The organism is Colwellia sp. M166 (genome assembly GCF_024585285.1).
In the GTDB taxonomy this organism is placed as follows: Bacteria; Pseudomonadota; Gammaproteobacteria; order Enterobacterales; family Alteromonadaceae; genus Cognaticolwellia.
This window is the reverse complement of the sequence record NZ_CP040755.1, coordinates 3525649-3547584: the sequence shown is the minus strand read 5'-3', so window position 1 is coordinate 3547584 and position 21936 is coordinate 3525649. Positions and strand designations below refer to the sequence as shown.

Sequence of the window (21936 nt, the reverse complement as noted above, 5' to 3'; positions counted from 1 at the left end):
TTAAGTGGTAATTAGCAATCAACAAAGAGGTACTCAGCAATAGGGTACCTCGTTGATCATCTAACGCTATAGTATTTACAGCTTATTTTAATTCTCTTACTCTAAATGTGCGCCCTTTAAGTTTACCATGAGTGAGCTTATTTAGTGCTTTTCTAGCCACCATTTTCTCTACCGCAACATAAGCCCAATTAGCCCCAAGTTGAATTTTACCTACTTGCTCAAAAGTAATACCATTTTCGCTGGTCAATGCTCCAACAATATCACCAGGTCTAACTTTTTGCTTTTTACCGCCATCAATTTGAATGGTGGTCATTTTAGGTGAATAAACATTGCGTTCTAATACTTCACGATTAGGTAACTCTTCACCTTCAATTGTACGTTCTAGATAATCTTCTAATAAACCGACTTTGTAGCGATCTTTGTCACTAAATAAAGAGAAAGCAAAACCAGTGCTGCCTGCACGTCCTGTGCGACCAATACGATGAATATGCACTTCACTATCATGGGCAATATCATAGTTAAATACAGCATCAAGCGCTTCAATGTCTAAGCCACGAGCAGCAACATCAGTAGCAACCAGTACCGAGGCACTTTTATTAGCAAAACGTACTAAGGTTTGATCTCTATCTCTTTGCTCTAAATCACCATGTAATGCCACAACACCAAAGCCATAAGCTGCCAATTTATTGGCAACATTCTGCGTAGCAATTTTGGTATTACAAAATATCACACTCGACTCAGGCTGATGGCTTAACAGTAATAATCGAATCGCCGTTAAACGTTCTTCGTCACTTTCTACACGGTAGAAGTGTTGAGCGATAGTGCTACTTTCATGACTAGATTCAACCTTGATCACCGCAGGTGTTTGTAAGTAACGATTGGCTATTTTTTGAATTTGTTGAGGAAAGGTCGCACTGAACAATAAGGTTTGTCTTTGCTGCGGTATTTTATCAACAATGTTATCTAAAGCTGCTTGAAAGCCCATATCAAGCATACGATCTGCTTCATCTAACACTAAGGTATCAACATACTCCAATGACAATGTTCCACGGCCGAGATGATCTTCAATGCGGCCAGGTGTACCGACAATAATATGGGCGCCATGCTCTAGTGAGCCCACTTGTGGACCAAAAGGCGTGCCACCACATAAAGTTAATACTTTAATGTTGTGAACAGCTCTGGCTAGCTTTCTGATTTCTTTAGCTACTTGATCGGCTAATTCACGTGTTGGGCAAAGTACTAAAGTTTGAATTCTAAACTTTTTAACTTGTAGCTTATTTAATAATCCAAGACCAAAAGCAGCAGTTTTACCTGAGCCTGTCTTACCCTGAGCAATCACATCTTGCCCCGCTAAAATAGCCGGTAGGCTTTTAGCTTGTATTTCTGTCATCTCGTGGTAACCCAGTGATGAAAGGTTATCTAAAATTGCCGGTTGTAAGCTAAGTGATGAAAATTTGCTGTCGCTCAACGTTAAGTCCTAAGGTAAAATATAATTGTCGCTATTTTACACGCTTTCACGCAAGCAAGCACAGCTTTACGGAACTTTATTATTAACCGCAATAAATTAAGCGCTAATAGCCTTAGTTGTTTAAAAAACAAACCAGCATTGATGCTAGCGCTTGCGGAGATTCTAGAGGCAACATATGACCTGTCTTCGCAATTTCCTTCAACGCAATATTATTTTTGCCTTGTAGCTCTGCTCGCAACACACTAAGTTCTACCAAACTATCAGTATCGCCAACAAGAAAAGTAACAGGTAGTGCCAACTGACCTAACAAAGGCAATAAATTAGGTCGATACATAGAAACATGTAATTGATGTAATAATACTTCGACGCCAAGAATCCTATCCATAGTGACGATGGTATTTTTAATCTTTTGATAGCCAGAGGGGTTAAGCTGTTCGATTTCAGGGTGCAACAAGTCATTAATACGCTTATTTGGAATACCTGAATAACCCCGTTGATTTATCCAATCTATAGTACGTTTTCTTTGTTTAATTTCAGCTGGTGGTAAATTTTTTGGAAAATTAGACACTATCAATAATTGTTGCAACTTATTGCCAAGTTTTAATGCTATTGCGCTAGCAATATAGCCACCTAATGAAAAGCCAACTAATATCGCTTTATCGGCAATAATTTGCTCTGATAAGACATTAACAATTTCATCCATGCTACCGGTACTGGGGATCATTAAAGCTATTAATTGGTAGTCTTGATGACACTGTTGACGCAGCAGCTGCCACACGGGCAGCCACAAACTTTCATTGCACATAGTGCCGGGAATAAAATATAGTGCTTTTGACACGTTATCTCTTTGTTATATCAATAAGGTCAGTCATCAACCATTAAGAGTAAAAGCGCTCAAATAAACGCACATTAACGCTTTCTCCGGCTTTAACTCGACCTTGTTCAGTCGGTAGCACAATATAACAGTTAGCTGAAGCAATACTGGTTAGAATACCCGAACCTTGGCTACCGGTGCTATTAACCATTAACGCCCCGTCATTATTATAAGATAAAACACCGCGTTGAAAATCCATGCGACCCGGTGATTTCCTTAACTCAGTCAAGGTTGTTGCTTTCAGTGTTATCGCCGGCGCACTATGACAATTTTGTAGTTTCAGCAAGGCCGGCATAGCAAGTAGATCAGCAGTCACCATGGCTGATACCGGATTACCCGGCAAACCAAAAAACAAGCTATTCGGCAGTTTGCCAAAAGCAAAGGGCTTACCTGGCTTCATGGCAATTTTCCAAAAAGCGATTTCACCAATTTGCTCAAGTACCAACTTGGTATAATCAGCATCGCCCACCGAGACACCGCCAGAAGAAATTACCGCATCAGCTTGCTCATCGGCTTGCATAAACGCTGTTCGAATAGCGTTCTCATCATCAACAATAACGCCAAAGTCAATAATATTAACATTAAGATTTTTTAACATGCCGGCGAGTGCATAACTGTTACTCTCGTAAATATCACCATCACCTAGCGGCTCACCTAAACTTTTCAGCTCATCGCCCGTGGCGATGAGTGCAACCTTAAGTTTACGAAACACCTTAAGGTCATCAATACCCAGTGAAGCCAAAACACCAATATCAATAGCAGATAGGCGTCGACCTTTCGCAAAAACCTCATGACCCTGATTAATATCTTCACCAGCGTAACGTACGTTATCGCCTTTATTACGTTGCGCTAAAAATCTTACGCTTTCGTTCTCTGCTTGACAGTTTTCTTGCATTTCTACCGTATCACAGCCCTCTGGCATTTTAGCTCCGGTCATAATACGAACACACTGCCCTTCACCACAAATACCTTGATAAGGCTGACCCGCCATAGAGCGACCAACTAAATGTAAACTTGATTGAGCAACTAAACTAGCTTGTGCAAAAGCGTAGCCATCCATTGCAGAATTATTATGTGGAGGCACATTAATTGGACTAGTAATATCGTTGGATAAAACTCTCCCTAAACCTTCAGATAAGGTAATATTTTCAATTTCGGTGATCGGAGAAATAGCGGCAAGCATTGTTTCTAGTGCTTGAGCAAAAGGCATTAATCCGGGAGCAGAACAACAATCAACCATAATATACTCTTCCAATTTATATTGTGTTTTTATCACTGTAGCCAAACATATCAATACGCAATCAAAGTTAGTTTTTTAACTTAATTTGGCTATCCGATATTAAAAAAACCTTAATTACACTATTTTTTGAACATCAAATAATATAACTAGATTCTGTTATATTGATCATAATCATACTATGCTTGTGATTATATGATATAAAACAATAAATCATAAAGCCTGTTGAATTTTCATTTTTAAATTAAAACTTCAATAAGGCTAATTTTCGCCGAGCTATCTCAGCTAAATTGGTTGCTATGCAACGAACATGCTGCTGTAGCCGTAAACCAAAATAGACTTTTGTGTTTACCAGGGTTAACAAGGAAACTTGTTTACCTCCCGACATTGGAAAGGTGACATGTTAACAGACAACTTCGGACGCAAGTTTTATTACTTGCGGCTATCGATCACAGACGTATGTAATTTTCGTTGTAACTATTGTTTACCTGACGGTTATCAATGTGAGCACGACAGAAAATTTCTCACCCTGCCTGAAATTACCCGTTTAGCTTCGGCATTTTCTCAAATGGGCACGGAAAAAATTCGTATTACTGGCGGTGAGCCCTCTTTGCGCAAAGACTTACCTGAAATTATTGCCGCCTGTAAGCAAACACCCGGCATTAAAAGAGTCGCAATCACCAGTAATGGTTACAAACTTCCTGAGCATTTACCGGCTTGGTTAGATGCAGGTATTGATGCAATCAATATCAGTATTGATAGTTTAGACCCTCGACAATTTCATGCAATTACTGGCCATGACAAACTCAACCATATTCTCAAAGGTGTCGATATGGCACTTGCTGCAGGTAATACCGATATTAAAATTAATACCGTATTAATGCGTGAGTACAATGGTTACGATATTGCGAGTTATTTGGCTTGGTTAAAAGATACGCCGGTAACCTTGCGCTTTATTGAGTTGATGCAAACCGGTGACAATCAAGCATTCTTTGACGCACAACACGTGCAAGGCTCACGGATAAAACAAAACCTGATCTTAGATGGTTGGTTACCGGTGATTAATGATAAAGCCGCCGGTCCTGCACAAGAATTCTACCATCCTGATTATGCTGGTAAAATTGGTTTGATCATGCCGTATTCAAAAGATTTTTGTAATAGCTGTAACCGCTTACGCATTAGCTCATTAGGTAAATTACATTTATGCTTATTTACTGAGCAAGGATTGTCATTAAAAGATTACTTACAGACTGATGATGTCGAACCGCTTAAAGCAGCAATTAGCCACATGATGACTGATAAAAAGCAGACGCACTTTTTGCATGAAAAACTCACCGGTGCCACGAAGAACTTGGCGATGTTGGGCGGCTAATGAGTGCGGTAAATAACTTATTTCAACCTTGTTTAGGTGTGGTGCTAGCAGGCGGTAGGTCATCTCGTATGGGACAAGACAAAGCTAGCTTACAACGCAATAAACAAGATATGCTTAGTTATAGCAAAGCTTTACTCAAAGCTGCTGGCAGTTCACAGGTAATTGTTAGTGGTGGCAAACATGGTATTGACGATCTCGTTGCTGATATGGGTCCGCTAGGTGGTATTCAAAGTATTCTCCGTCAATTTAAACCACAAGCGCTGTTAATATTACCGATAGATTTACCCTTAATGACCTCAGCTGAACTTTCATCATTAAAGCGCGCAGGCGAATTAAGCCAGCGAGCATGTTATTTTACTGATAATTATCTGCCGTTATATTTACCTATTAACGCCTATGTTGAACAGTTTTTTCAACAACCTTTACAGCAAATGAACGCAAATAAAAGCATGGCACATCAGCTAAGCGGAATAAAGAAAACGGTAAGTAAGCGAAATTTATCAGGACCTTCAGTACGCAGTTTATTAAAGCAAGTGCCACATAACGTCATTACCCCCAAAAATAGCGGCTGTTTATTTAACACCAATACGCCTGAGCAATGGCAACAGGCACAACATTTATTATCTTTACCAAGGAAATCTCATGTCTAGTACTTCTTCTGTTCATTGTGGCGATGACTTCGTTGCCTTAAATATCGCGGTGTTAACTGTTTCAGATACTCGCGAAGAACATAACGACACCTCCGGCCAAGCCCTTGTTGAACGATTGCAAGCAGTAGGCCATAAGCTGGCAGCGAAAGAAATATCAAAAGACGATGTTTACCAACTGCGCGCTGTCGTGTCTAAATGGATTGCTGACGACAGTATCCATATAATATTAACCACTGGCGGCACTGGATTTACCGCAAGAGACAATACACCAGAAGCGCTACTGCCTCTATTTGACAAAGATATTGAAGGCTTTGGCGAAGTGTTTAGAACTATTTCATTAGCAGAAATAGGTACCTCGACTATTCAATCTCGAGCTTTTGGAGGCATGGCAAATGGCACGGTTATTTTATCTGTGCCTGGCTCAACCAATGCTTGTAAAACGGCATGGGACAAATTAATTGTTGAGCAACTTGATGCCAGCCATCGTCCATGTAACTTTGTGCCACATTTAAACTTTAAATAAACGAATTTTTCGATAGTACCATGCCTAGATTGCTGACCACGCGACTGCAAAAACTACTCACTCTAGCGACTATTTGGCTGGCCCTGCAAGCCAGCCACGTTTATGCTAGCGAGCAAACATTAGCACAGCAACGCCCTTTGCGTATTGCCGTCGCGGCAAACTTTGCTCCTGCCTTAAAAGTTTTGCTCGCTGATTTACCGAATAGAACACAAATAGATTATCAAATTATTAGTGCCGCAACCGGTACGCTATATCAGCAAATTAGACATGGTGCGCCATTTGATTTGTTTTTATCAGCTGACTCAATTCGTCCTGCGCTGTTGGAACAAGAGCATCTGATCATTAAAGATAGTCGAAAAAGCTATGCCTATGGCCAAATTGCTTTATGGTCTGCAACGCAACACTTAACCAGCTTAAATGTACTTAAGGATTATTCAGGAAATTTAGCCATTGCCAATCCAGATACTGCACCTTATGGCAAAGCCGCTAAGCAAGCTTTAAAGCATTTATCACTTTGGTCGCAAAGCAAAAATAAATTAGTTACTGGTATCAATATTAGCCAAACCTTTCAGCAAATGCGCAGCCAAGCCGTGCCATTAGGGTTCGTTGCGTATAGCCAATTAAAAATGAATCAATATCAAGGTTTACTTATTCCTGAGCAGTTTTATCAGCCAATCGAGCAACAATTGGTAATTATAAAAACCAGCAAACAAGTCGCTATCGCGCAAAAAGTCAGTGACTTTATTTTACAAATAAGCAGCCAAGGAAAGTTAAAACAATTGGGTTATTTACCGGTAAAGGCAGAAAATGACTGATATCTCGGCTGACATACTGGCACTCACCACCACCTTAAAGATGGCAGCGATCACCACCATGATCCTATTATTATTAGGTACACCGTTGGCTTGGTATCTCGCTAAGTGGCAAAGTCGATTAAAAGTATTTTTTGAAGCCATAGTCGCTTTACCTTTAGTGTTGCCACCCACAGTATTAGGTTTTTACTTACTACTGGCATTTTCACCAACATCATTACCTGGGCAATTATGGCAAAGCGCCACCGGCAGCCAATTAGCCTTTAGTTTTAGCGCGATTGTCATCGGCTCAGTGCTTTATTCTTTGCCTTTTGTTGTACAACCATTGCAAAAAGCTTTCGAGCAATTAGGCGAACATCACCTAGAAGCTGCGGCTATGCTGGGTGCTGGGCCTATAGATCGCTTTTTTAGTGTTGTTTTACCCTTAACAAAAGCCAGTTTTATCACTGCAACCACATTAGGTTTTGCTCATACCGTTGGTGAATTTGGTGTGGTATTAATGATTGGCGGCAATATCCCTGGTGAAACACGGGTATTATCGATTGCTTTGTTTGATCATGTTGAGGCTTTTAACTACGCTAATGCGCACATACTCTCTGCCGGACTATTAATTGCTTCATTACTGTTGTTATCTATGGTTTATTTATTAGGCAATAACGTCAATAAAACTCAACAGAGTTTAACTAAGTCATGAGTGCAATGTCTGGATCAAATAACATTACACAACATAGTCAACCCCATGGTGAGCAAATAGTTGTTGATGATAACCCGCATGTAACATCTTTAGCGCTCGCTTTTAAGCTAGCCTTTAATAGCTTTGTTATCGCTGTTGAACAAGAAATTCATATTTCAGCTGTTACAGGTATTTATGGTGATTCTGGCTCTGGTAAATCAACATTATTGCGTATTATTGCCGGCCTTGAGCAACAAGCAATAGGCCAAGTATCCTTGAATGGCACACCATTACAAGATAGTGATAAAAAGCAATTTATTAAAGCAGAAAAAAGACAAGTAGGTTTGGTGTTTCAAGACAGTCGCTTATTTCCACATCTTAGTGTTTATCAAAATTTAGCCTATGGTGCTAAGCGACAAAAAAACAGCCTACTTAGCATAGAAAAAGTCCTGACATTAACAAAGCTAAAATCCTTACAGCACCAAAATGTCACCCAACTTTCTGGTGGTGAAAAACAAAGAGTCTCCATTGCTAGAGCCTTACTCGCTGAGCCAAAACTGCTTTTATTGGATGAACCTTTTAGTGCCCTAGATAAAAGCACTAAATCGCAAATGCTCACCATCTTAAAAGACATTCAACAACAACTGCAATTACCGATGCTTTATGTCAGCCACAGTTTAAGTGAATTACAATATATCGCCGATCAACTTATTGTCGTTTCAGCCGGAAAAGTCAGCCCTGCATCCCCTATCCATCAAGCGATTCATCAATTAAATAACGCTGGAGAAGCTAGCCCTAAAACCAGTTTATCGTTAACCGTTACAGAGCATTTACCTGACTATGGTTTGACGCGATTATCCCTACCGACAACACAGGGGAAAGCTGCTAGCATATATTTACCACTACTAGAGCAAACGATAGCGCCGCGTTTAATTGGCCAAAAACTGCCGTGTATGATTTATGCACGTGATATTAGTATCAGTATCACTAAGCCTGAACATAGCTCGATTGTAAATCATTTATCAGCAACGATCACCGCAATAAAGCACGGTAAAACCAATGTCCTAGTAGCACTGAAAGCTGGCGAACAACAGTTTTTTGCTCAAATCAGCTTATGGTCAAAAAAACGTCTAGCATTAACAACACAAAGCACTGTTTATATTCAATTTAAAGCTAATGCGGTACATAGTTATCATTATACGGAGCCGTCAAACCATGCTTAGTCAGCAAGAACAACTTCGCTTTAGCCGTCAAACCATGCTCAAAGGTATTGGTGAGCAAGGCCAGCAAGCGCTAAAAAATGCACGCATATTAATTGTTGGTGTTGGCGGCTTAGGTAACCCAGTAAGCCTTTATTTAAACGCCGCCGGTGTCGGTAACATTTATCTAGCTGACGGTGACAATATTGATATCAGTAATTTACATCGACAAATACTGTTCAATGAGTCAGACCTTGCAAAAAATAAAGCGGATACCAGTGCTGAAAAACTACAGCAACTCAATACTAGTACTAATATCGAAGTACTTGATGAAATGCTCGATGCAGAGCTTGCCGATTACTACTTCCCTTTAGTAGACCTGATACTTGACTGTACTGACAATATCAGTACTCGTTACCTCATTAATCAAAAGTGTCTTGAGCACCGCAAACCTTTAGTGATCGGCGCAGCAACCGGCTTTGACGGTCAGCATATGTTTGTTGATCCTAATGAGCCTGATAGTGCATGTTATCAATGCTTGTTCCCCGCGAATAAAAAGGCCCCGGAAAATAATTGCCAAACATTAGGCATTTTAGGCCCTGTGCTCGCCATTATTGGTGGCATGCAAGCATTGCAAGCAATCAAGTTTTTAACCGGTCATAAGGTAGCCACTAACCAGCTGAATATTTTTGATGGTTTGAATAACTCATGGCAACAATTAACACTTAAAAAACAAGCTAAATGCCTTGCTTGCTCAACTTTATAATCAATCAAAAACACACTAAGTCACCTCCTGACCAATAAAGCAGCTATAAAAAAGCCCTCAAGGTTGAGGGCTTAGTCAGAAAACTTTATTCATCAATCGGAGCTCAGGTTATTTAAACAAGCCCATACTTCTATCGGTTAAGGCTTCTCGCCAACCTCCAAGCCATTCTGATTTCGTATCAGTATTTTGATAAGGACATTTTTCTTTAGTTCTGCCACAAAGCCCAGCTTGATAACCATTTGAGTGTGCTCTGCCTAATTTGTCTCTTTTCTGTCTTCTCATGAATAACACCTCTACATTTTACTATTTAATAAGTATTTGATAATTATTAATAATTGACCTTAATTAACGAGAGAAGCATACTACCAACCACAACATGGTATCACTTCAATCCCAATTAATTTAAGGACAAGCAAACGCTGAAAGCAAGTTGTTTTTCTGACGAAGTGGGTACTTTTTTTATTTTTTTAGGGAAAATAAACAACGAATAAAAACAACTTTAAACTAAGTATTACAAAACAATTTGTTAGCAAAAGGCTATATAGCAAAGCAGACTTAAAAAAATAAATTCAAGAACAAATCAGTTTGAAAAGTTAAGCTCTTAACAAAGGCCTTAACATCTCTTCTAAGCCATTAAGTTTAACTTCATAAATTAACGCTAATTGCTGGCCTAACTTTCCTTCAGGGAACCCCTTAGCATGAAACCAAACTAAATAAGGCTCAGGCAATTGTAGTAGCTTTCTTCCACTATATTTACCAAATGGCATAACTTGATTAATGGCTGCAATTAACTCTGCATTATTGTTTATCGACATTTGTTATACATCTCTACGTGGTTTCCTCGGTTTACATTGGCGAAATATTATTTTTTAAATTTAGCTGTCAAAAATTAACTTTTATGACGACCAATAGCACATCTTATCAATATTTTTAATTGGCTTTTACACGACATAAAAATGTCACAAGCACTGCGTATAATCGCTGACATACCAAAACTTAAATTGGGATCAAGATGATACCAAGTTCTTTCAGGGAATTGTTATGTCAATAGTTAGAAAACGTAGCGCAGCAACAAAAGCCTACATACCGGATAATGCTCGTGATAATCAATACATTTTGGCTGAATTTACCTTAACAGAGCAACTACTTTCACAATTACCGAGTCATTCTACTAATGATGGCAGTGCAAATTATTATGCTTGTTACCAAGCCTTAGCTGAACTGCTATTTAATCTCAGTAATAGCAACGGCATCACAAACAGCCTACTTGTTGCTAACGATAAATTAGTACGGGTACGCTATAGCCAAGAAATGCATCAGTGGCAAACCAAACAGCAAATCATCTTCTATTATGATCCACAACAACATGTGCTACAAAATTCATTTTTTAATGCCAGTATTAGAGCCAAAAAAATTACCTTAGTATTTTTGGCATCGGGCAGCGAGATCCGAGTTGAGGCGGCAAAATTTCATCAAAAAGTAAAAGCGCTGCTAGCTAATTTCTCACAACAAATAAAGCTGCCCATGACGAGCATCCGAATGCGTGATCATCAGCATTTAACCTACGACATATTTGCTAAAAATAAAGGTTGTTGTACTAGCCAAGCACACAAGTTTAGACCTATCGCCCAAAGGTATGCGAGCCAGAATGTTAACTTGGCTGAAAATATGTCATCCATCACTTATGCGATTGTTAATTTACCCCTTAACCACAGGATCTCTCAGTTAGTTGATATTGATCCTGCTTCAGCAGATCCCTACAACCCTTTATTCACCTATCTAACTGATACCTTCTCACTCGTAGCAAAGCGCTTTAACTTAAATAATGGCGCACTGATTGCCAATGGCTTGGTGCCTATTGTAAGGCATAGTTTGCATGAATTGGTTTCGAAAGTTGGCGAGTTACAAATGTTAGGCTACAACCCTAAGCAAAGCCCATGTGGTATTGTCAGTAAATGGCAGGCTGACGTACTGGTTGATAATGTGCAGTTAATCTTTGTTGCTAACTGCCATAATGGCGTAGAACAAAACTATGCAAAATTTGTCAACCAAATAGAGCAAGCGATACGTTTATTTGCCACTGAACTTGAAATTGTGACTGAAAAAGACGAATTAACCTTACGCTTTCATCAGCATGTTGCTTATAACTTGCCATTAGTTGATTAATATATTGTTCAACTTACTCGGCCATACCACCTAGAGCTGACTAATCAGCACTAGGTGGTCTACTTATTAATAGCTTCATCAAGCAAGTTATTTAGTCACCTGATCATTTACCATAAACCATCAAAAAACATATAGACATCTAAACGTCCGAGTGATACATTCTGCTTATAAACATATAGACGTCTATACGTTTTAAAACTTAAACTATAAAACGTCATTTAATATTAAGAATTTTTCAAAGGAAAAAGCGATGAGCATCGAGAAAATAACATTAGGCGCAGGTTGCTTTTGGTGCGTTGAAAATATTTTTGCCCGAATTGAAGGTATCGTTTCAGTGGTCAGTGGTTACGCTGATGGTGATATTATCAACCCAAGCTACGAGCAAGTTTGTAATGGGACAGCTAATCATGCCGAAGTGGTGCAAATAACTTTTGATACGACATTACTGGATATAGAAACGATATTAACGGTATTTTTTGCTATTCATGATCCAACAAGCTTAAATCGTCAAGGTGATGATATTGGTAGCCAATATCGCTCAACGATTCTGTTCCATACTACTGAGCAGCAGGAGATTGCCGAAGCGAGAATTGCGCAATTAAATAGCACAGAAGAATTTGAGCAAGCGATAGTCACCACGGTCAAAGCCGTGAATAATTTCTCTAGTGCCGAAAGTTATCATCAAGATTATGTCACTAACAACCCTGAAAATAAGTACTGCCAGTTAGTGGTCGCGAGAAAAATCCAAAAATTTCTCAGCGAGTTTTCACATTTACTCAAGAGCGAAGAACAAGCTATTTCTGCTGCGTAATAGCAATTCTAATAAATGTCTTCTCACTCAGTGAAACTTAAAATCTTTGCTACAGCGGCTGCAAATCAAAAAAGCATAACAATCTACTGTTATGCTTTTTATTTAACCTGAGTTCGGGATAATGGATGTGCGAAGAAATTAGTATAGTGCAATGGTTACAATCACTTTAGTCAATTATAAAATTAGTCGCATAATTTATTATCAATGTGATAAGTTTTACGTGAATCAAGGCTGATTTGTATACCTAATAGCGAGCTATTAGTCGCAAATTTAATGCTGTTTCACGCAGAAATCGTAGCATTGACGGACTTAGCTTATCTAGGACTCAGGTTATTTAAAACCCTAGAAGTATTAATACATCAAAGTGTAAAGTTTACGGCGGTATTTGCTTGCTAACGCATCACCATCAGGTAAGGACTTCAAGACATCAAGCAATAAATCTTTGCTCGCAATATCAGCACCATTGTTTTGCACTAAGCGAAACAGAATAGCGAGTGCATCTTCATAACGGTTAACTTGGCTATACTGTGCCGCCAATTTCTGCTGTAACTCAACATTCTCCGGTTCATTAAGCAACTGCTGTTCAAGTGCTTGAATTTCAGGAGAGTCCGCAGCTTGGCTTGCTAATTCCAACTTTGCTATTAAGGATTGATAATCACTGTCTTGATCAATCATTTTGATACTTTTCAGTAACAACTCTGCCTCAGTGATCTTACCCGTTTGAATATAAACATTGGCTAACACTAACTTAATGTCAGCCCGCTCATTATCGAGTTGATAAGCTTGGCTGATAATAGGAAATGCCTCAGCAACGTTACCTTCAGCTAATAAATCTTTAGCTTGCACTAACAGTAAGTCTTGCTCTTTGGGTAAATATTTAGCTAAAAACTCATTAATGCTTGCATCAGTTTGTGGACCAGTTAAGCCATCAAGTGGCTGACCATCTTTGACTAAAACCGCCGTTGGTAAACCTTGAATACCAAACTGCTGAGCAATTTGCCCCTGCGTCTCACAGTCAACCGTTGCAAACAGTATCGTATCACCATGATTAGCTAATGCTGTTGTTAACTTATCTCGCAGTTCGGTACTTTCAGGGATTTGTTGGGCCCAAAAATCAACCAATACAAGTTGGTTTTTTGATTCTTCAATAATAACTTGTTGAAAGTTTTCTAAGGTGATCGCAATAGAGTTCATCATCAATGCAGTTCCAATAATAAGATATATGATTTTAAAGTGGGGCCAAACCCTGAAGATACAAGCCGCTAATTATAATTGAGAGAAATAATCGTTAAATTTTATTTTAAAAAGTCTTAAAAATATCACAAAAAAACGGACATCAGCTCAGCCAATGTCCGTTTAAATAAGTGGGCTATCTCAAGATATACGCCCTACACTTTTTGTAATAATTCTCGAGCAATAATCACTTTTTGAATTTCACTCGTACCTTCATAAATTGAAGTTACGCGCACATCACGCGCCATACGCTCAAGTGGGTATTCTCGAATATAGCCCGCACCGCCCATTAACTGCAAAGCGTCATAACAGGCTTTATTTGCATTCTCAGTAGCAAATAATTTGGCCATTGACGCTGCCATACCAAAAGGTTGGCCTTGCTCTTTGGTATATGCTGCTTGCATTAACAATAAACGCGCCGCTTCCATTTCAGTATAACGTTCAGCAAGCTTCCACTGCAGTCCTTGAAAATTAGCCAATGACTGACCAAATTGTTTACGCTCAACAATGTGAGCTTTAGCGTAATCAAGTGCAGCAAGACCAACGCCCAGTGCTAACGAGCCAATACCAATACGGCCACCGGCAAGTTCACCTACCGCAACGCCAAAACCTTTGTTTTCAGCACCCATCAAGGCTGAAGCTGGTACACGGCAATTGTCAAAGTGCACTTCATTGGTTGGTGACGCCTTCTGGCCCATTTTACCTTCAGCTTTACCAATAGTAATACCGGCAGTGTTGGCTTCAACAATAAAACACGAGATACCTTTACCTTTTTTCGCTGCTGGGTCAGTAACTGCCCAAACCACAAAAACATCAGCGAATGAACCACTGGTGATATAAAGTTTACTGCCGCTAATAAGGTAATCATCTCCGTCTTTAACTGCTTGAGTTTTCATCCCTGCGGGATCAGAACCTGCAGTTGCTTCCGTTAAACAAAAGCCACCGGCGCGATACTCACCACTACAAAGCTTTGGTAAATGCTTTTGCTTTTGCTCTTCATTACCAACGGCCTGAATCACCTCAGCGACCATATTGGTCACCGATGTTGTTACCGCAGTTGAAGCACAAGCACGAGCAAGTTCGGTAATAGCTAAACTAAAGGCAACACTGCCGGCTTCAACGCCGCCATATTCAGCTTTGATGTTTAAGCCCATAAAACCTAGTTCGGTCAATTGTGCTAAATTAGCCAAAAATAGCTTTTGATCCATCGTTTCATCAAGCTGCGCAGCTACCGGTGCGAGTTCACTTTCGGCAAATTTTTTCGCCATATCTTGAATCATCATTTGTTCTTCAGTTAAAGACAAATCCATCAAAAATCTCACTTTTAATCAGGTGAATATCTACCATATTCGGTTCAGAAGCCAAGTTTACCTAGGCTTTTTAGAAAGCCCAATAGTCCATTAGTACTGCCTGAGTAGATAAAATAATGCTCGCGTATCACGCTTGGCATCAGTATATGTATAACAAAAACGCGCCAAAGCGCGTTTTAAAATTGGCTATAGTGTAGCAATTATCCCAGTACAAACCAAAGCAGACCAGCGCCAAGAATTAAACGATAAATCACGAATGGCATCATACCTACTTTACTGACTAAAATTAAAAAGTAGTGAATACAGGCATAAGCACTAAAGAATGCCAAGATGCTGCCTAAACCTAATGTACTCCAGTCAACCGGCTCAGCCGATGATATTAATTTATAGGTTAAATAACCGCCGCTCATCACGATGGCAGGAATTGATAACAAAAATGAAAAACGTGCGGCATTTTCTTTATTTAACCCTAACATTAAGCCTAAAGTCATGGTGATGCCAGAACGTGAAGTACCGGGTATTAATGCCAGCACTTGCGCTAAGCCAATAATCATTGCACCTTTAAAACCCAGCTTTTCAACGCTGACATTTTCTTTGGCTTTTATATCAGCAAAACCTAATAAGATACCAAACACTAAAGTAGTAATAGCAATAACAGCAGCTGAGCGCAGGTTTGCTTCAATAAAGTCTTTGCCCAATAATCCCACAATACCTAATGGAATTGATGCCAGTATAATCCACCATGCAAGCTTGCCGTCAAAGCTGTTATATTTTTTTTCTGGGCCAACGCCAACCGTACCAAACCATGCCACAGTCATACTGCCAACTTCTTTACGAAAATAAAGCACAACGGCAAGCAAGGTACCAACATGTAGCGCAACATCTAAAGCTTGACCTTGATCTTGCCAGCCAAAAACGGCCGATGGTAAAATTAAATGTGCGGAACTCGATATCGGTAAAAATTCCGTTAAGCCTTGAATTATCGCTAAAATAAATACATCAATTGTACTCATACTGGTTATCTTTCCCTATTTTCATTTGCCCAAACTAAAGGGACTTTTTTTAATTTTTGTTGATTCTTGTCGTATTGTTGCCATAACTCGTTGTAGCTTTTAGCCATAGTTGGGTGAGTTAATTGCCCCGCAAGTTCAGCTAAAGGCCATAATACGAAAGCGTTTTTTGTAATTTCATCTCGAGGGATTTGTGCTGGAGTATCAGTAATAACATCGCCATAAAGTAGCAAGTCTAAGTCTAATGTGCGCGGACTAAATTTTTTCGCATCTTGGCTGCGACCATAGGAAAATTCTATTGTTCTTAGTATAGTAGCGACTTCAGCTAAGCTCAGTTCAGTCTTAACAGCAACCACCATATTGTAAAATGCTTTACCAGCAAAACCAACAGCCTCACTTTCAAATAATGACGATAAGGTCAGTAAACCAAAGGCATCAGTTAACGCATTAAGTCCCTGTTCAATATGATATTGACGATTAATATTGCTACCAAGAGAAATATAAATGTCAGCCATTACAATGCTTGACCTGATGGCTCTCGACTACGTTCAATCTCAACGCCGACAGTGATTGCATTATGTACTGCCGTTGGTTTCATTAACTTTAAACGCAACCAAGGAATTTGATAGGTATCAATAAGGAAAGCAGCAATACGTTCAGCAAGCGTTTCAATTAAATCAACAGGATTAGCATTAGCAAATTCAACCACGGCTTCAGAGATTGCAGCATAATCAAGTGTTTTAGCTAACTCATCATTTTCTGCTGCTTGTGCTGTATTCCAGCCCATCGCGAGATCAATCACCAGTGTTTGTTTTATTTCTTTTTCCCACTGATAAAAACCGATCGTTGTTTGAAAGGTTAATCCTTCAATATAGACTTTATCCACATTAAGACCCTTTATATGGTTTGCTATGGCGCTAATCGAAAATAGTACAAACAATCGCCACTAGCTGATTTAGAAAATAAATGGCGAGTTTACCTGTGCAGGTCTAGAAAAACTAGTAATCAACGCGCTACAATGAGAAAAAGCGCTAAAGAAATTTTTTTTTATACTTTTACCGAACGAAACTCAAAAGGAACTTTGTATTAGTAGTTTACTTATTACAGGTGTAATGGTCGTATTGGCTTACTTAGTAGGTTCAATTTCGAGTGCCATATTACTTTGTAAACTTTTGAATTTACCCGATCCTCGTTCCACTGGCTCAAAAAACCCCGGCGCTACCAACGTATTACGTATCAGCAATAAATTTGTTGCTGCATCAGTGCTACTCTTTGACATACTAAAAGGCACCTTACCGGTATGGGGCGGCTACTTCTTAGGTTTAGAGCCGGTATACTTAGGTATTATTGCTGTTGCAGCTTGTTTAGGGCACATGTATCCAATATTTTTCAACTTTAATGGTGGTAAAGCAGTTGCTACGGCATTTGGTGTCTTGTTGCCTATTGGTTTAGATTTGGGCGGGCTATTGATCTTAACGTGGTTATTGGTCGCGAAAGTCACTCGCTATTCAAGCTTGGCCGCCATTGTTACTGTAGCTGTGGCGCCGTTATATACTTGGCTATTAAAACCAATCTATGTCTATCCGGTATTAATGTTGTCTGGATTGATTATATTTAGGCACAAAGAGAACATTATTAGATTACTGCAAGGCAAAGAACCCAAGATATCCTTCAGCAAAAAGTAATCATGACTTGCTGCTATATTGCTTCTAAAGTATCTAATGGCCAACGCGGAGTTGCTTTAAAAGTTAAGTCAGTATCAACACCCGCCTTTAAACGTTGTAAACCTGCGTAGGCAATCATAGCGCCATTATCAGTACAAAATTCAGGTCGAGGGTAGAAGACTTCGCCGCCGAGTTTTTTAGTTATCTCTGCTAACTTTTCTCTTAACGCGGTATTAGCACTAACGCCGCCCGCAATCACTAAACGATTTAAATCACATTGTTTTAAGGCTCTTTTACATTTGATGGCAAGCGTATCAACGACTGCTTCTTGGAAAGCATAAGCAATATCAGCTTGTGTTTGTGCTTTTTGCTCAGCAGTTAATTCATCATGACTTTCTTTGCGAATGGTATTAGCAGCTGACGTTTTCAAACCACTAAAACTAAAATCTAGCCCAGGTCTATCGGTCATTGGCCTCGGAAATTTAAAGCGCCCTTTTCTACCACTTTCTGCCATTTTCGCTAATACTGGGCCACCAGGATAATCCAAGCCTAATAACTTAGCCGTTTTGTCGAAGGCTTCACCGGCGGCATCATCTACTGATTCACCCAGTAATTCATAATGACCAATGCCATCAACACGCACTAACATGGTATGACCGCCCGACACTAATAAGGCGACAAAAGGAAATTCAGGTATATTTTCTTCTAACATTGGGGCTAATAAATGCCCTTCCATATGATGTACAGGTACTGCGGGTAAATCCCAGCCATAAGCTAAGCTGCGACCAATTGAACACCCCACAAGTAAAGCACCGATTAAACCAGGCCCTGCTGTATAGGCTACGCCATCTAAATCAGCAGGTGTCAAATTAGCTTCAGCAAGTACTTCTTTAATTAACGGAATAGTTTTACGCACATGATCACGTGACGCTAACTCTGGCACTACGCCACCATAATCGGCATGAACGGCAATTTGACTATATAGTCGATGTGCAACTATGCCTTTAGGTAGATCCCCTTGGCCATCATCATAGATCGCAATACCGGTTTCATCACAAGAAGTTTCAATACCTAAAATTCGCATAGTTTTTTATTTACCTAGAACTAAAATAGCTCTGCTGTCAAAGAAGTCGAAAACTGCAACATTAAGTCAGCAGTTACATTTGGCCGATGATTTTACCTATCGAGCCCGCAACTTTCAATTTATAGTGCATATAATGACAACTAAAATATTTTCGTTTTCATTTAACGTCCTTTTAAAATAACCAAAGCAAGTCAGTCTTTGCTTTGTCAAATAACCGAATTTAAAGCGCAATGACACTAAAACTGCACGAAATAATGATTACTCCTTTACATTACCGTAGTGTTCGCTTTAGAATACGGCACCAATTTTTAATAGAGTGGGTGAAGATGAGGCTATTTAGCTGAAATCAGACACCGATTTATATAGATTTCTAACTAAGGTAAAACAGTACATGCCAGTAATTAAAGTAAGAGAAAACGAACCATTTGACGTTGCATTACGTCGTTTCAAACGTTCATGTGAAAAAGCAGGTATCCTTTCTGAGGTTCGCCGTCGCGAATCTTACGAAAAGCCAACTTGGGAACGTAAGCGTAAGAAAGCAGCAGCAGTTAAACGTGCAGCTAAAAAAGTTTCTCGTGAGAACGCTCGTCGCGTTCGCATGTACTAAGATACCTTAGTAAATCCTAGGTCAACTGAGTTAACTTAAGAGTAAATTAAATCATGAGTCTACTTAGCCAACTTAAAGATGAAATGAAAATTGCCATGCGTGCTAAAGACAAAATTCGTCTTGGTGTAATTCGTATGGCATTATCTGCGATAAAGCAGGCAGAAATTGATCACAACACAGAAGCAACTGATGACAATATCATTGCCTTGTTAACCAAAATGGTTAAACAACGTAAAGAGTCTATCAAAATGTTTACTGACGGTGGTCGCGATGAATTAGCAGCTAAAGAAGCTGCAGAAATCAGCGCCATAGAAGATTTTCTCCCGCAACCATTATCAGCAGATGAAATTAACCAATTGATCACAAAAGCAATTGCCGACACCGGTGCAACCTCAATGGCTGATATGGGTAAAGTAATGGCGGTGTTGAAACCGTTAATGCAAGGTAAGGCTGATATGGGCGCTGTAAGCGGTCAAATTAAAGCAGTTTTAAACAGTTAGTTAATCTTCCATTCGAACTTCAATGTTCATTCTAAATAAAAACCGCGATAGCCTTGGCCTCGCGGTTTTATTTTAATTAGAATGCAATAACTTTCTATGACACTAATTTTATTAGTGTAGAATAATGTTTTATCTGGATGTAATGAACTTTATGGCTGGTATGATCCCTCGACAATTTATTGATGACTTATTAGCAAGAGCCGATATTGTCGAATTAATAGATTCTCGCGTACCATTAAAAAAAGCCGGTAAAAATTACCAAGCTTGTTGCCCATTTCATACCGAAAAATCGCCTTCATTTAGCGTTAGTCAAGATAAACAATTTTATCACTGCTTCGGTTGTGGTGAACATGGTAATGCTATTTCGTTTTTGATGGAGTTCGAACGTTTAGAGTTTCCTGATGCCGTAGAAGAATTAGCTTCCCATTACAATATGGAAGTGCCACGCGAACAAAGCAATCGCTCACCTGCACAACAGAAACAAGATCAAAAAGCCTATAGTCAAAAACAAGACGACTATGAATTAATGGCGCAAATCAGCCGTTTTTTTCAGCAGCAATTAAAGGTTGCCAGCGATAAAGATGTCGCCATTGATTATTTAAAAGGCCGAGGTTTAAGCGGTGCAATAGTTAAACGCTTCGGTATAGGTTATATCAGTGATGCTTGGGATGGCATGATGAAAGTATTTGGCCGTAGTGGTCAAATAAATCAGCAGCTTGTTGATTTAGGTATGGCTATTCAAGGTGATAAAAATAAACCCTATGATAGATTCAGAGGTCGGATACAATTTCCCATTCGTGATAAACGTGGTCGCGTCATAGGTTTTGGTGGACGTGTCCTTGGTGATGGTACGCCAAAATATCTTAACTCACCAGAAACACGTATTTATCATAAAGGCCAAGAACTTTATGGTTTATACGAAGCAAAACAAGCTAATAAGCAATTAACCCGTCTAGTTGTTGTTGAAGGTTATATGGATGTGGTCGCGCTAGCGCAACATGGTGTTGACTATGCCGTTGCCTCACTCGGCACCGCAACAACGCCCGAACAACTGCAAACCTTATTTAGAACAGTAAAAGAAGTTATTTGCTGCTATGACGGTGACCGAGCAGGTCGTGATGCAGCATGGCGAGCAATGGACAATGCGCTGCCGATGATTCAAGACGGCTATAGTCTTAAGTTTGTTTTCTTGCCTGATGGTCAAGATCCTGACTCGATGATCAGAGAGCAAGGGCAAGCCGCTTTCGAAACAATATTAGATAATGCCACACCATTATCACAATTTTTATTTGAGCACCTATTAACACAAATTGATATGAGTTCTCCTGAAGGAAAAGGCGCTGCCGTCGGCGCTTTTCAGCCTTATTTAGCTAAGCTTCCAGAGAGTAACCTTAAAGATGCCATGGTCACTAAGTTAGCCAATCAGTTTGGTGCAAGTAACGAAATACAATTAAAAAAACTCCATAAAAATTTTGCTAATACCACTGAAAGTACCACCAAAACTAAGCGAACAAAAATCACACCGATCAGACTCGCTATTGCATTATTACTTGAGCATCCCCATATAGTAGAAATATTACCCGACCCTGCAATTTTAAGTGAATTGAATATGCCGGGTATTCCTTTGTTGAACACCTTGCTAGCCTTATGCAAGCAAAACCCAAAGGTAAATGGTGCGCAATTAATCGAGCATTTTAGAGGTCAAGAAGCAGAAAAACAGTTAAACAAAATTATGTGTATAGAACATCATATTGAAGCTGCAAATGCTGAAAATACGTTTCTTGATATCATAGAAAGTTTTCTAAATAAATTTTTAGAAAACCGTTGCAATGAGCTGTTTGAAAAACAACGTACCGTTGGACTGACTAATACTGAAATAGGCGAATTGCACGGTCTATTAAGTGAACAGAAATAATATTTATTGTTGAATTTATCTCAGCATAAAATTAACAAACACGAGAACAGTTTACCGCTGGT

General features: G+C 39.4%; 24 protein-coding genes and 1 riboswitch. Of the genes, 13 read left to right on the top strand and 11 right to left on the bottom strand.

Annotated features, from left to right (window positions below):
- Positions 1-82: 82 nt before the first annotated feature.
- The 3 genes from dbpA to moeA form a co-directional block, all read right to left on the bottom strand.
- Positions 83-1468, bottom strand: coding sequence for an ATP-dependent RNA helicase DbpA (dbpA, locus tag FGD67_RS16035; RefSeq protein WP_257172091.1), 1386 nt, complete (start codon positions 1466-1468; stop codon positions 83-85).
- 112 nt (positions 1469-1580) lie between these two features.
- Entirely contained in the window at positions 1581-2306 is a 726-nt protein-coding gene (locus FGD67_RS16030; RefSeq protein WP_257172090.1) for an alpha/beta fold hydrolase, read from the bottom strand.
- Between the two features lie 40 nt (positions 2307-2346).
- Complete coding sequence (moeA, locus tag FGD67_RS16025; protein WP_257172089.1) at positions 2347-3582, bottom strand: molybdopterin molybdotransferase MoeA; 1236 nt, start codon at positions 3580-3582, stop codon at positions 2347-2349.
- 254 nt (positions 3583-3836) lie between these two features.
- Positions 3837-3993, top strand: a riboswitch (molybdenum cofactor riboswitch).
- On the opposite strand from moeA, the gene moaA reads away from it, so the two are divergent.
- The 7 genes from moaA to FGD67_RS15990 all read left to right on the top strand — a co-directional run bounded on the left by moaA (position 3980) and on the right by FGD67_RS15990 (position 9574).
- Positions 3980-4951 carry a GTP 3',8-cyclase MoaA gene (gene moaA, locus FGD67_RS16020; protein ID WP_257172088.1) on the top strand — a complete coding sequence of 324 codons (972 nt, stop codon included), beginning with the start codon at positions 3980-3982 and terminating at the stop codon, positions 4949-4951. It overlaps the preceding riboswitch by 14 nt.
- Entirely contained in the window at positions 4951-5601 is a 651-nt protein-coding gene (locus tag FGD67_RS16015) for a molybdenum cofactor guanylyltransferase (RefSeq protein WP_257172087.1), read from the top strand. The genes moaA and FGD67_RS16015 overlap by 1 nt, the downstream gene beginning before the upstream one ends.
- Complete coding sequence (moaB, locus tag FGD67_RS16010) at positions 5594-6124, top strand: molybdenum cofactor biosynthesis protein B (RefSeq protein ID WP_257172086.1); 531 nt, start codon at positions 5594-5596, stop codon at positions 6122-6124. The genes FGD67_RS16015 and moaB overlap by 8 nt, the downstream gene beginning before the upstream one ends.
- 20 nt (positions 6125-6144) lie before the next feature.
- Complete coding sequence (modA, locus tag FGD67_RS16005; protein WP_257172085.1) at positions 6145-6939, top strand: molybdate ABC transporter substrate-binding protein; 795 nt, start codon at positions 6145-6147, stop codon at positions 6937-6939.
- Positions 6932-7630, top strand: coding sequence for a molybdate ABC transporter permease subunit (gene modB / locus FGD67_RS16000; protein WP_257172084.1), 699 nt, complete (start codon positions 6932-6934; stop codon positions 7628-7630). Before modA ends, modB begins: the two co-directional genes overlap by 8 nt.
- 5 nt (positions 7631-7635) lie before the next feature.
- Positions 7636-8832, top strand: coding sequence for a molybdenum ABC transporter ATP-binding protein (gene modC, locus FGD67_RS15995; RefSeq protein ID WP_257172083.1), 1197 nt, complete (start codon positions 7636-7638; stop codon positions 8830-8832).
- Positions 8825-9574 (top strand): HesA/MoeB/ThiF family protein, encoded by a 750-nt coding sequence (locus tag FGD67_RS15990; RefSeq protein WP_257172082.1) that lies wholly within the window; start codon positions 8825-8827, stop codon positions 9572-9574. The genes modC and FGD67_RS15990 overlap by 8 nt, the downstream gene beginning before the upstream one ends.
- 108 nt (positions 9575-9682) lie before the next feature.
- Here FGD67_RS15990 and rmf read toward each other — a convergent pair whose 3' ends face one another.
- A complete protein-coding gene (gene rmf, locus FGD67_RS15985; protein ID WP_077285497.1) occupies positions 9683-9856 on the bottom strand; it encodes a ribosome modulation factor in 174 nt (57 codons plus the stop codon).
- A 311-nt stretch (positions 9857-10167) separates the two neighbouring features.
- The gene (locus FGD67_RS15980; protein ID WP_077285498.1) at positions 10168-10389 is read right to left on the bottom strand and encodes a DUF3820 family protein; all 222 of its coding nucleotides are present in this window, start codon (positions 10387-10389) and stop codon (positions 10168-10170) included.
- Between the two features lie 226 nt (positions 10390-10615).
- Between FGD67_RS15980 and FGD67_RS15975 the strand changes: the two genes are divergently transcribed.
- The gene (locus FGD67_RS15975) at positions 10616-11740 is read left to right on the top strand and encodes a DUF3083 family protein (RefSeq protein WP_257172081.1); all 1125 of its coding nucleotides are present in this window, start codon (positions 10616-10618) and stop codon (positions 11738-11740) included.
- Between the two features lie 250 nt (positions 11741-11990).
- Complete coding sequence (msrA, locus tag FGD67_RS15970) at positions 11991-12551, top strand: peptide-methionine (S)-S-oxide reductase MsrA (protein ID WP_257172080.1); 561 nt, start codon at positions 11991-11993, stop codon at positions 12549-12551.
- Between the two features lie 351 nt (positions 12552-12902).
- Here msrA and FGD67_RS15965 read toward each other — a convergent pair whose 3' ends face one another.
- From FGD67_RS15965 to folB, 5 genes are all read right to left on the bottom strand, one after another.
- Positions 12903-13748 carry a tetratricopeptide repeat protein gene (locus FGD67_RS15965; RefSeq protein ID WP_257172079.1) on the bottom strand — a complete coding sequence of 282 codons (846 nt, stop codon included), beginning with the start codon at positions 13746-13748 and terminating at the stop codon, positions 12903-12905.
- Between the two features lie 191 nt (positions 13749-13939).
- The gene (locus FGD67_RS15960; RefSeq protein WP_257172078.1) at positions 13940-15094 is read right to left on the bottom strand and encodes an acyl-CoA dehydrogenase family protein; all 1155 of its coding nucleotides are present in this window, start codon (positions 15092-15094) and stop codon (positions 13940-13942) included.
- Positions 15095-15294: 200 nt separating this feature from the next.
- The gene (locus FGD67_RS15955) at positions 15295-16107 is read right to left on the bottom strand and encodes an undecaprenyl-diphosphate phosphatase (RefSeq protein ID WP_257172077.1); all 813 of its coding nucleotides are present in this window, start codon (positions 16105-16107) and stop codon (positions 15295-15297) included.
- A gap of 5 nt (positions 16108-16112) precedes the next feature.
- A complete protein-coding gene (gene folK, locus FGD67_RS15950) occupies positions 16113-16619 on the bottom strand; it encodes a 2-amino-4-hydroxy-6-hydroxymethyldihydropteridine diphosphokinase (RefSeq protein WP_257172076.1) in 507 nt (168 codons plus the stop codon).
- Positions 16619-16990, bottom strand: coding sequence for a dihydroneopterin aldolase (gene folB, locus FGD67_RS15945; protein WP_257172075.1), 372 nt, complete (start codon positions 16988-16990; stop codon positions 16619-16621). The genes folK and folB overlap by 1 nt, the downstream gene beginning before the upstream one ends.
- Positions 16991-17204: 214 nt before the next feature.
- Here folB and plsY point away from each other — a divergent pair, with 214 nt between their 5' ends.
- On the top strand, positions 17205-17789 hold the full coding sequence (gene plsY / locus FGD67_RS15940) for a glycerol-3-phosphate 1-O-acyltransferase PlsY (RefSeq protein WP_373567888.1): 585 nt from the start codon (positions 17205-17207) through the stop codon (positions 17787-17789).
- 13 nt (positions 17790-17802) lie between these two features.
- Here the strand turns inward: plsY and tsaD are convergent, their stop codons facing one another.
- Positions 17803-18852 (bottom strand): tRNA (adenosine(37)-N6)-threonylcarbamoyltransferase complex transferase subunit TsaD, encoded by a 1050-nt coding sequence (gene tsaD / locus FGD67_RS15935; protein ID WP_257172074.1) that lies wholly within the window; start codon positions 18850-18852, stop codon positions 17803-17805.
- A gap of 391 nt (positions 18853-19243) precedes the next feature.
- Here tsaD and rpsU point away from each other — a divergent pair, with 391 nt between their 5' ends.
- The 3 genes from rpsU to dnaG all read left to right on the top strand — a co-directional run bounded on the left by rpsU (position 19244) and on the right by dnaG (position 21874).
- The gene (rpsU, locus tag FGD67_RS15930; protein WP_011045067.1) at positions 19244-19459 is read left to right on the top strand and encodes a 30S ribosomal protein S21; all 216 of its coding nucleotides are present in this window, start codon (positions 19244-19246) and stop codon (positions 19457-19459) included.
- 53 nt (positions 19460-19512) lie between these two features.
- Positions 19513-19959, top strand: coding sequence for a GatB/YqeY domain-containing protein (locus tag FGD67_RS15925; RefSeq protein WP_257172073.1), 447 nt, complete (start codon positions 19513-19515; stop codon positions 19957-19959).
- A gap of 151 nt (positions 19960-20110) precedes the next feature.
- Entirely contained in the window at positions 20111-21874 is a 1764-nt protein-coding gene (gene dnaG, locus FGD67_RS15920) for a DNA primase (RefSeq protein ID WP_257175140.1), read from the top strand.
- Positions 21875-21936 lie beyond the last annotated feature (62 nt).

What these genes read in the sequence shown, in the direction of transcription:
- modC (WP_257172083.1), top strand. Translation starts at nt 7,636, where the DNA reads ATGTCTGGATCAAATAACATTACACAACATAGTCAACCCCATGGTGAG.
- moeA (WP_257172089.1), bottom strand. Translation starts at nt 3,582, where the DNA reads ATGGTTGATTGTTGTTCTGCTCCCGGATTAATGCCTTTTGCTCAAGCA.
- moaA (WP_257172088.1), top strand. Translation starts at nt 3,980, where the DNA reads ATGTTAACAGACAACTTCGGACGCAAGTTTTATTACTTGCGGCTATCG.
- FGD67_RS15980 (WP_077285498.1), bottom strand. Translation starts at nt 10,389, where the DNA reads ATGTCGATAAACAATAATGCAGAGTTAATTGCAGCCATTAATCAAGTT.
- msrA (WP_257172080.1), top strand. Translation starts at nt 11,991, where the DNA reads ATGAGCATCGAGAAAATAACATTAGGCGCAGGTTGCTTTTGGTGCGTT.
- FGD67_RS15975 (WP_257172081.1), top strand. Translation starts at nt 10,616, where the DNA reads ATGTCAATAGTTAGAAAACGTAGCGCAGCAACAAAAGCCTACATACCG.
- FGD67_RS15955 (WP_257172077.1), bottom strand. Translation starts at nt 16,107, where the DNA reads ATGAGTACAATTGATGTATTTATTTTAGCGATAATTCAAGGCTTAACG.
- folK (WP_257172076.1), bottom strand. Translation starts at nt 16,619, where the DNA reads ATGGCTGACATTTATATTTCTCTTGGTAGCAATATTAATCGTCAATAT.
- FGD67_RS15925 (WP_257172073.1), top strand. Translation starts at nt 19,513, where the DNA reads ATGAGTCTACTTAGCCAACTTAAAGATGAAATGAAAATTGCCATGCGT.
- modB (WP_257172084.1), top strand. Translation starts at nt 6,932, where the DNA reads ATGACTGATATCTCGGCTGACATACTGGCACTCACCACCACCTTAAAG.
- dnaG (WP_257175140.1), top strand. Translation starts at nt 20,111, where the DNA reads ATGGCTGGTATGATCCCTCGACAATTTATTGATGACTTATTAGCAAGA.
- FGD67_RS15960 (WP_257172078.1), bottom strand. Translation starts at nt 15,094, where the DNA reads ATGGATTTGTCTTTAACTGAAGAACAAATGATGATTCAAGATATGGCG.
- rpsU (WP_011045067.1), top strand. Translation starts at nt 19,244, where the DNA reads ATGCCAGTAATTAAAGTAAGAGAAAACGAACCATTTGACGTTGCATTA.
- FGD67_RS15965 (WP_257172079.1), bottom strand. Translation starts at nt 13,748, where the DNA reads ATGATGAACTCTATTGCGATCACCTTAGAAAACTTTCAACAAGTTATT.
- moaB (WP_257172086.1), top strand. Translation starts at nt 5,594, where the DNA reads ATGTCTAGTACTTCTTCTGTTCATTGTGGCGATGACTTCGTTGCCTTA.
- modA (WP_257172085.1), top strand. Translation starts at nt 6,145, where the DNA reads ATGCCTAGATTGCTGACCACGCGACTGCAAAAACTACTCACTCTAGCG.
- FGD67_RS16015 (WP_257172087.1), top strand. Translation starts at nt 4,951, where the DNA reads ATGAGTGCGGTAAATAACTTATTTCAACCTTGTTTAGGTGTGGTGCTA.
- FGD67_RS15990 (WP_257172082.1), top strand. Translation starts at nt 8,825, where the DNA reads ATGCTTAGTCAGCAAGAACAACTTCGCTTTAGCCGTCAAACCATGCTC.
- tsaD (WP_257172074.1), bottom strand. Translation starts at nt 18,852, where the DNA reads ATGCGAATTTTAGGTATTGAAACTTCTTGTGATGAAACCGGTATTGCG.
- rmf (WP_077285497.1), bottom strand. Translation starts at nt 9,856, where the DNA reads ATGAGAAGACAGAAAAGAGACAAATTAGGCAGAGCACACTCAAATGGT.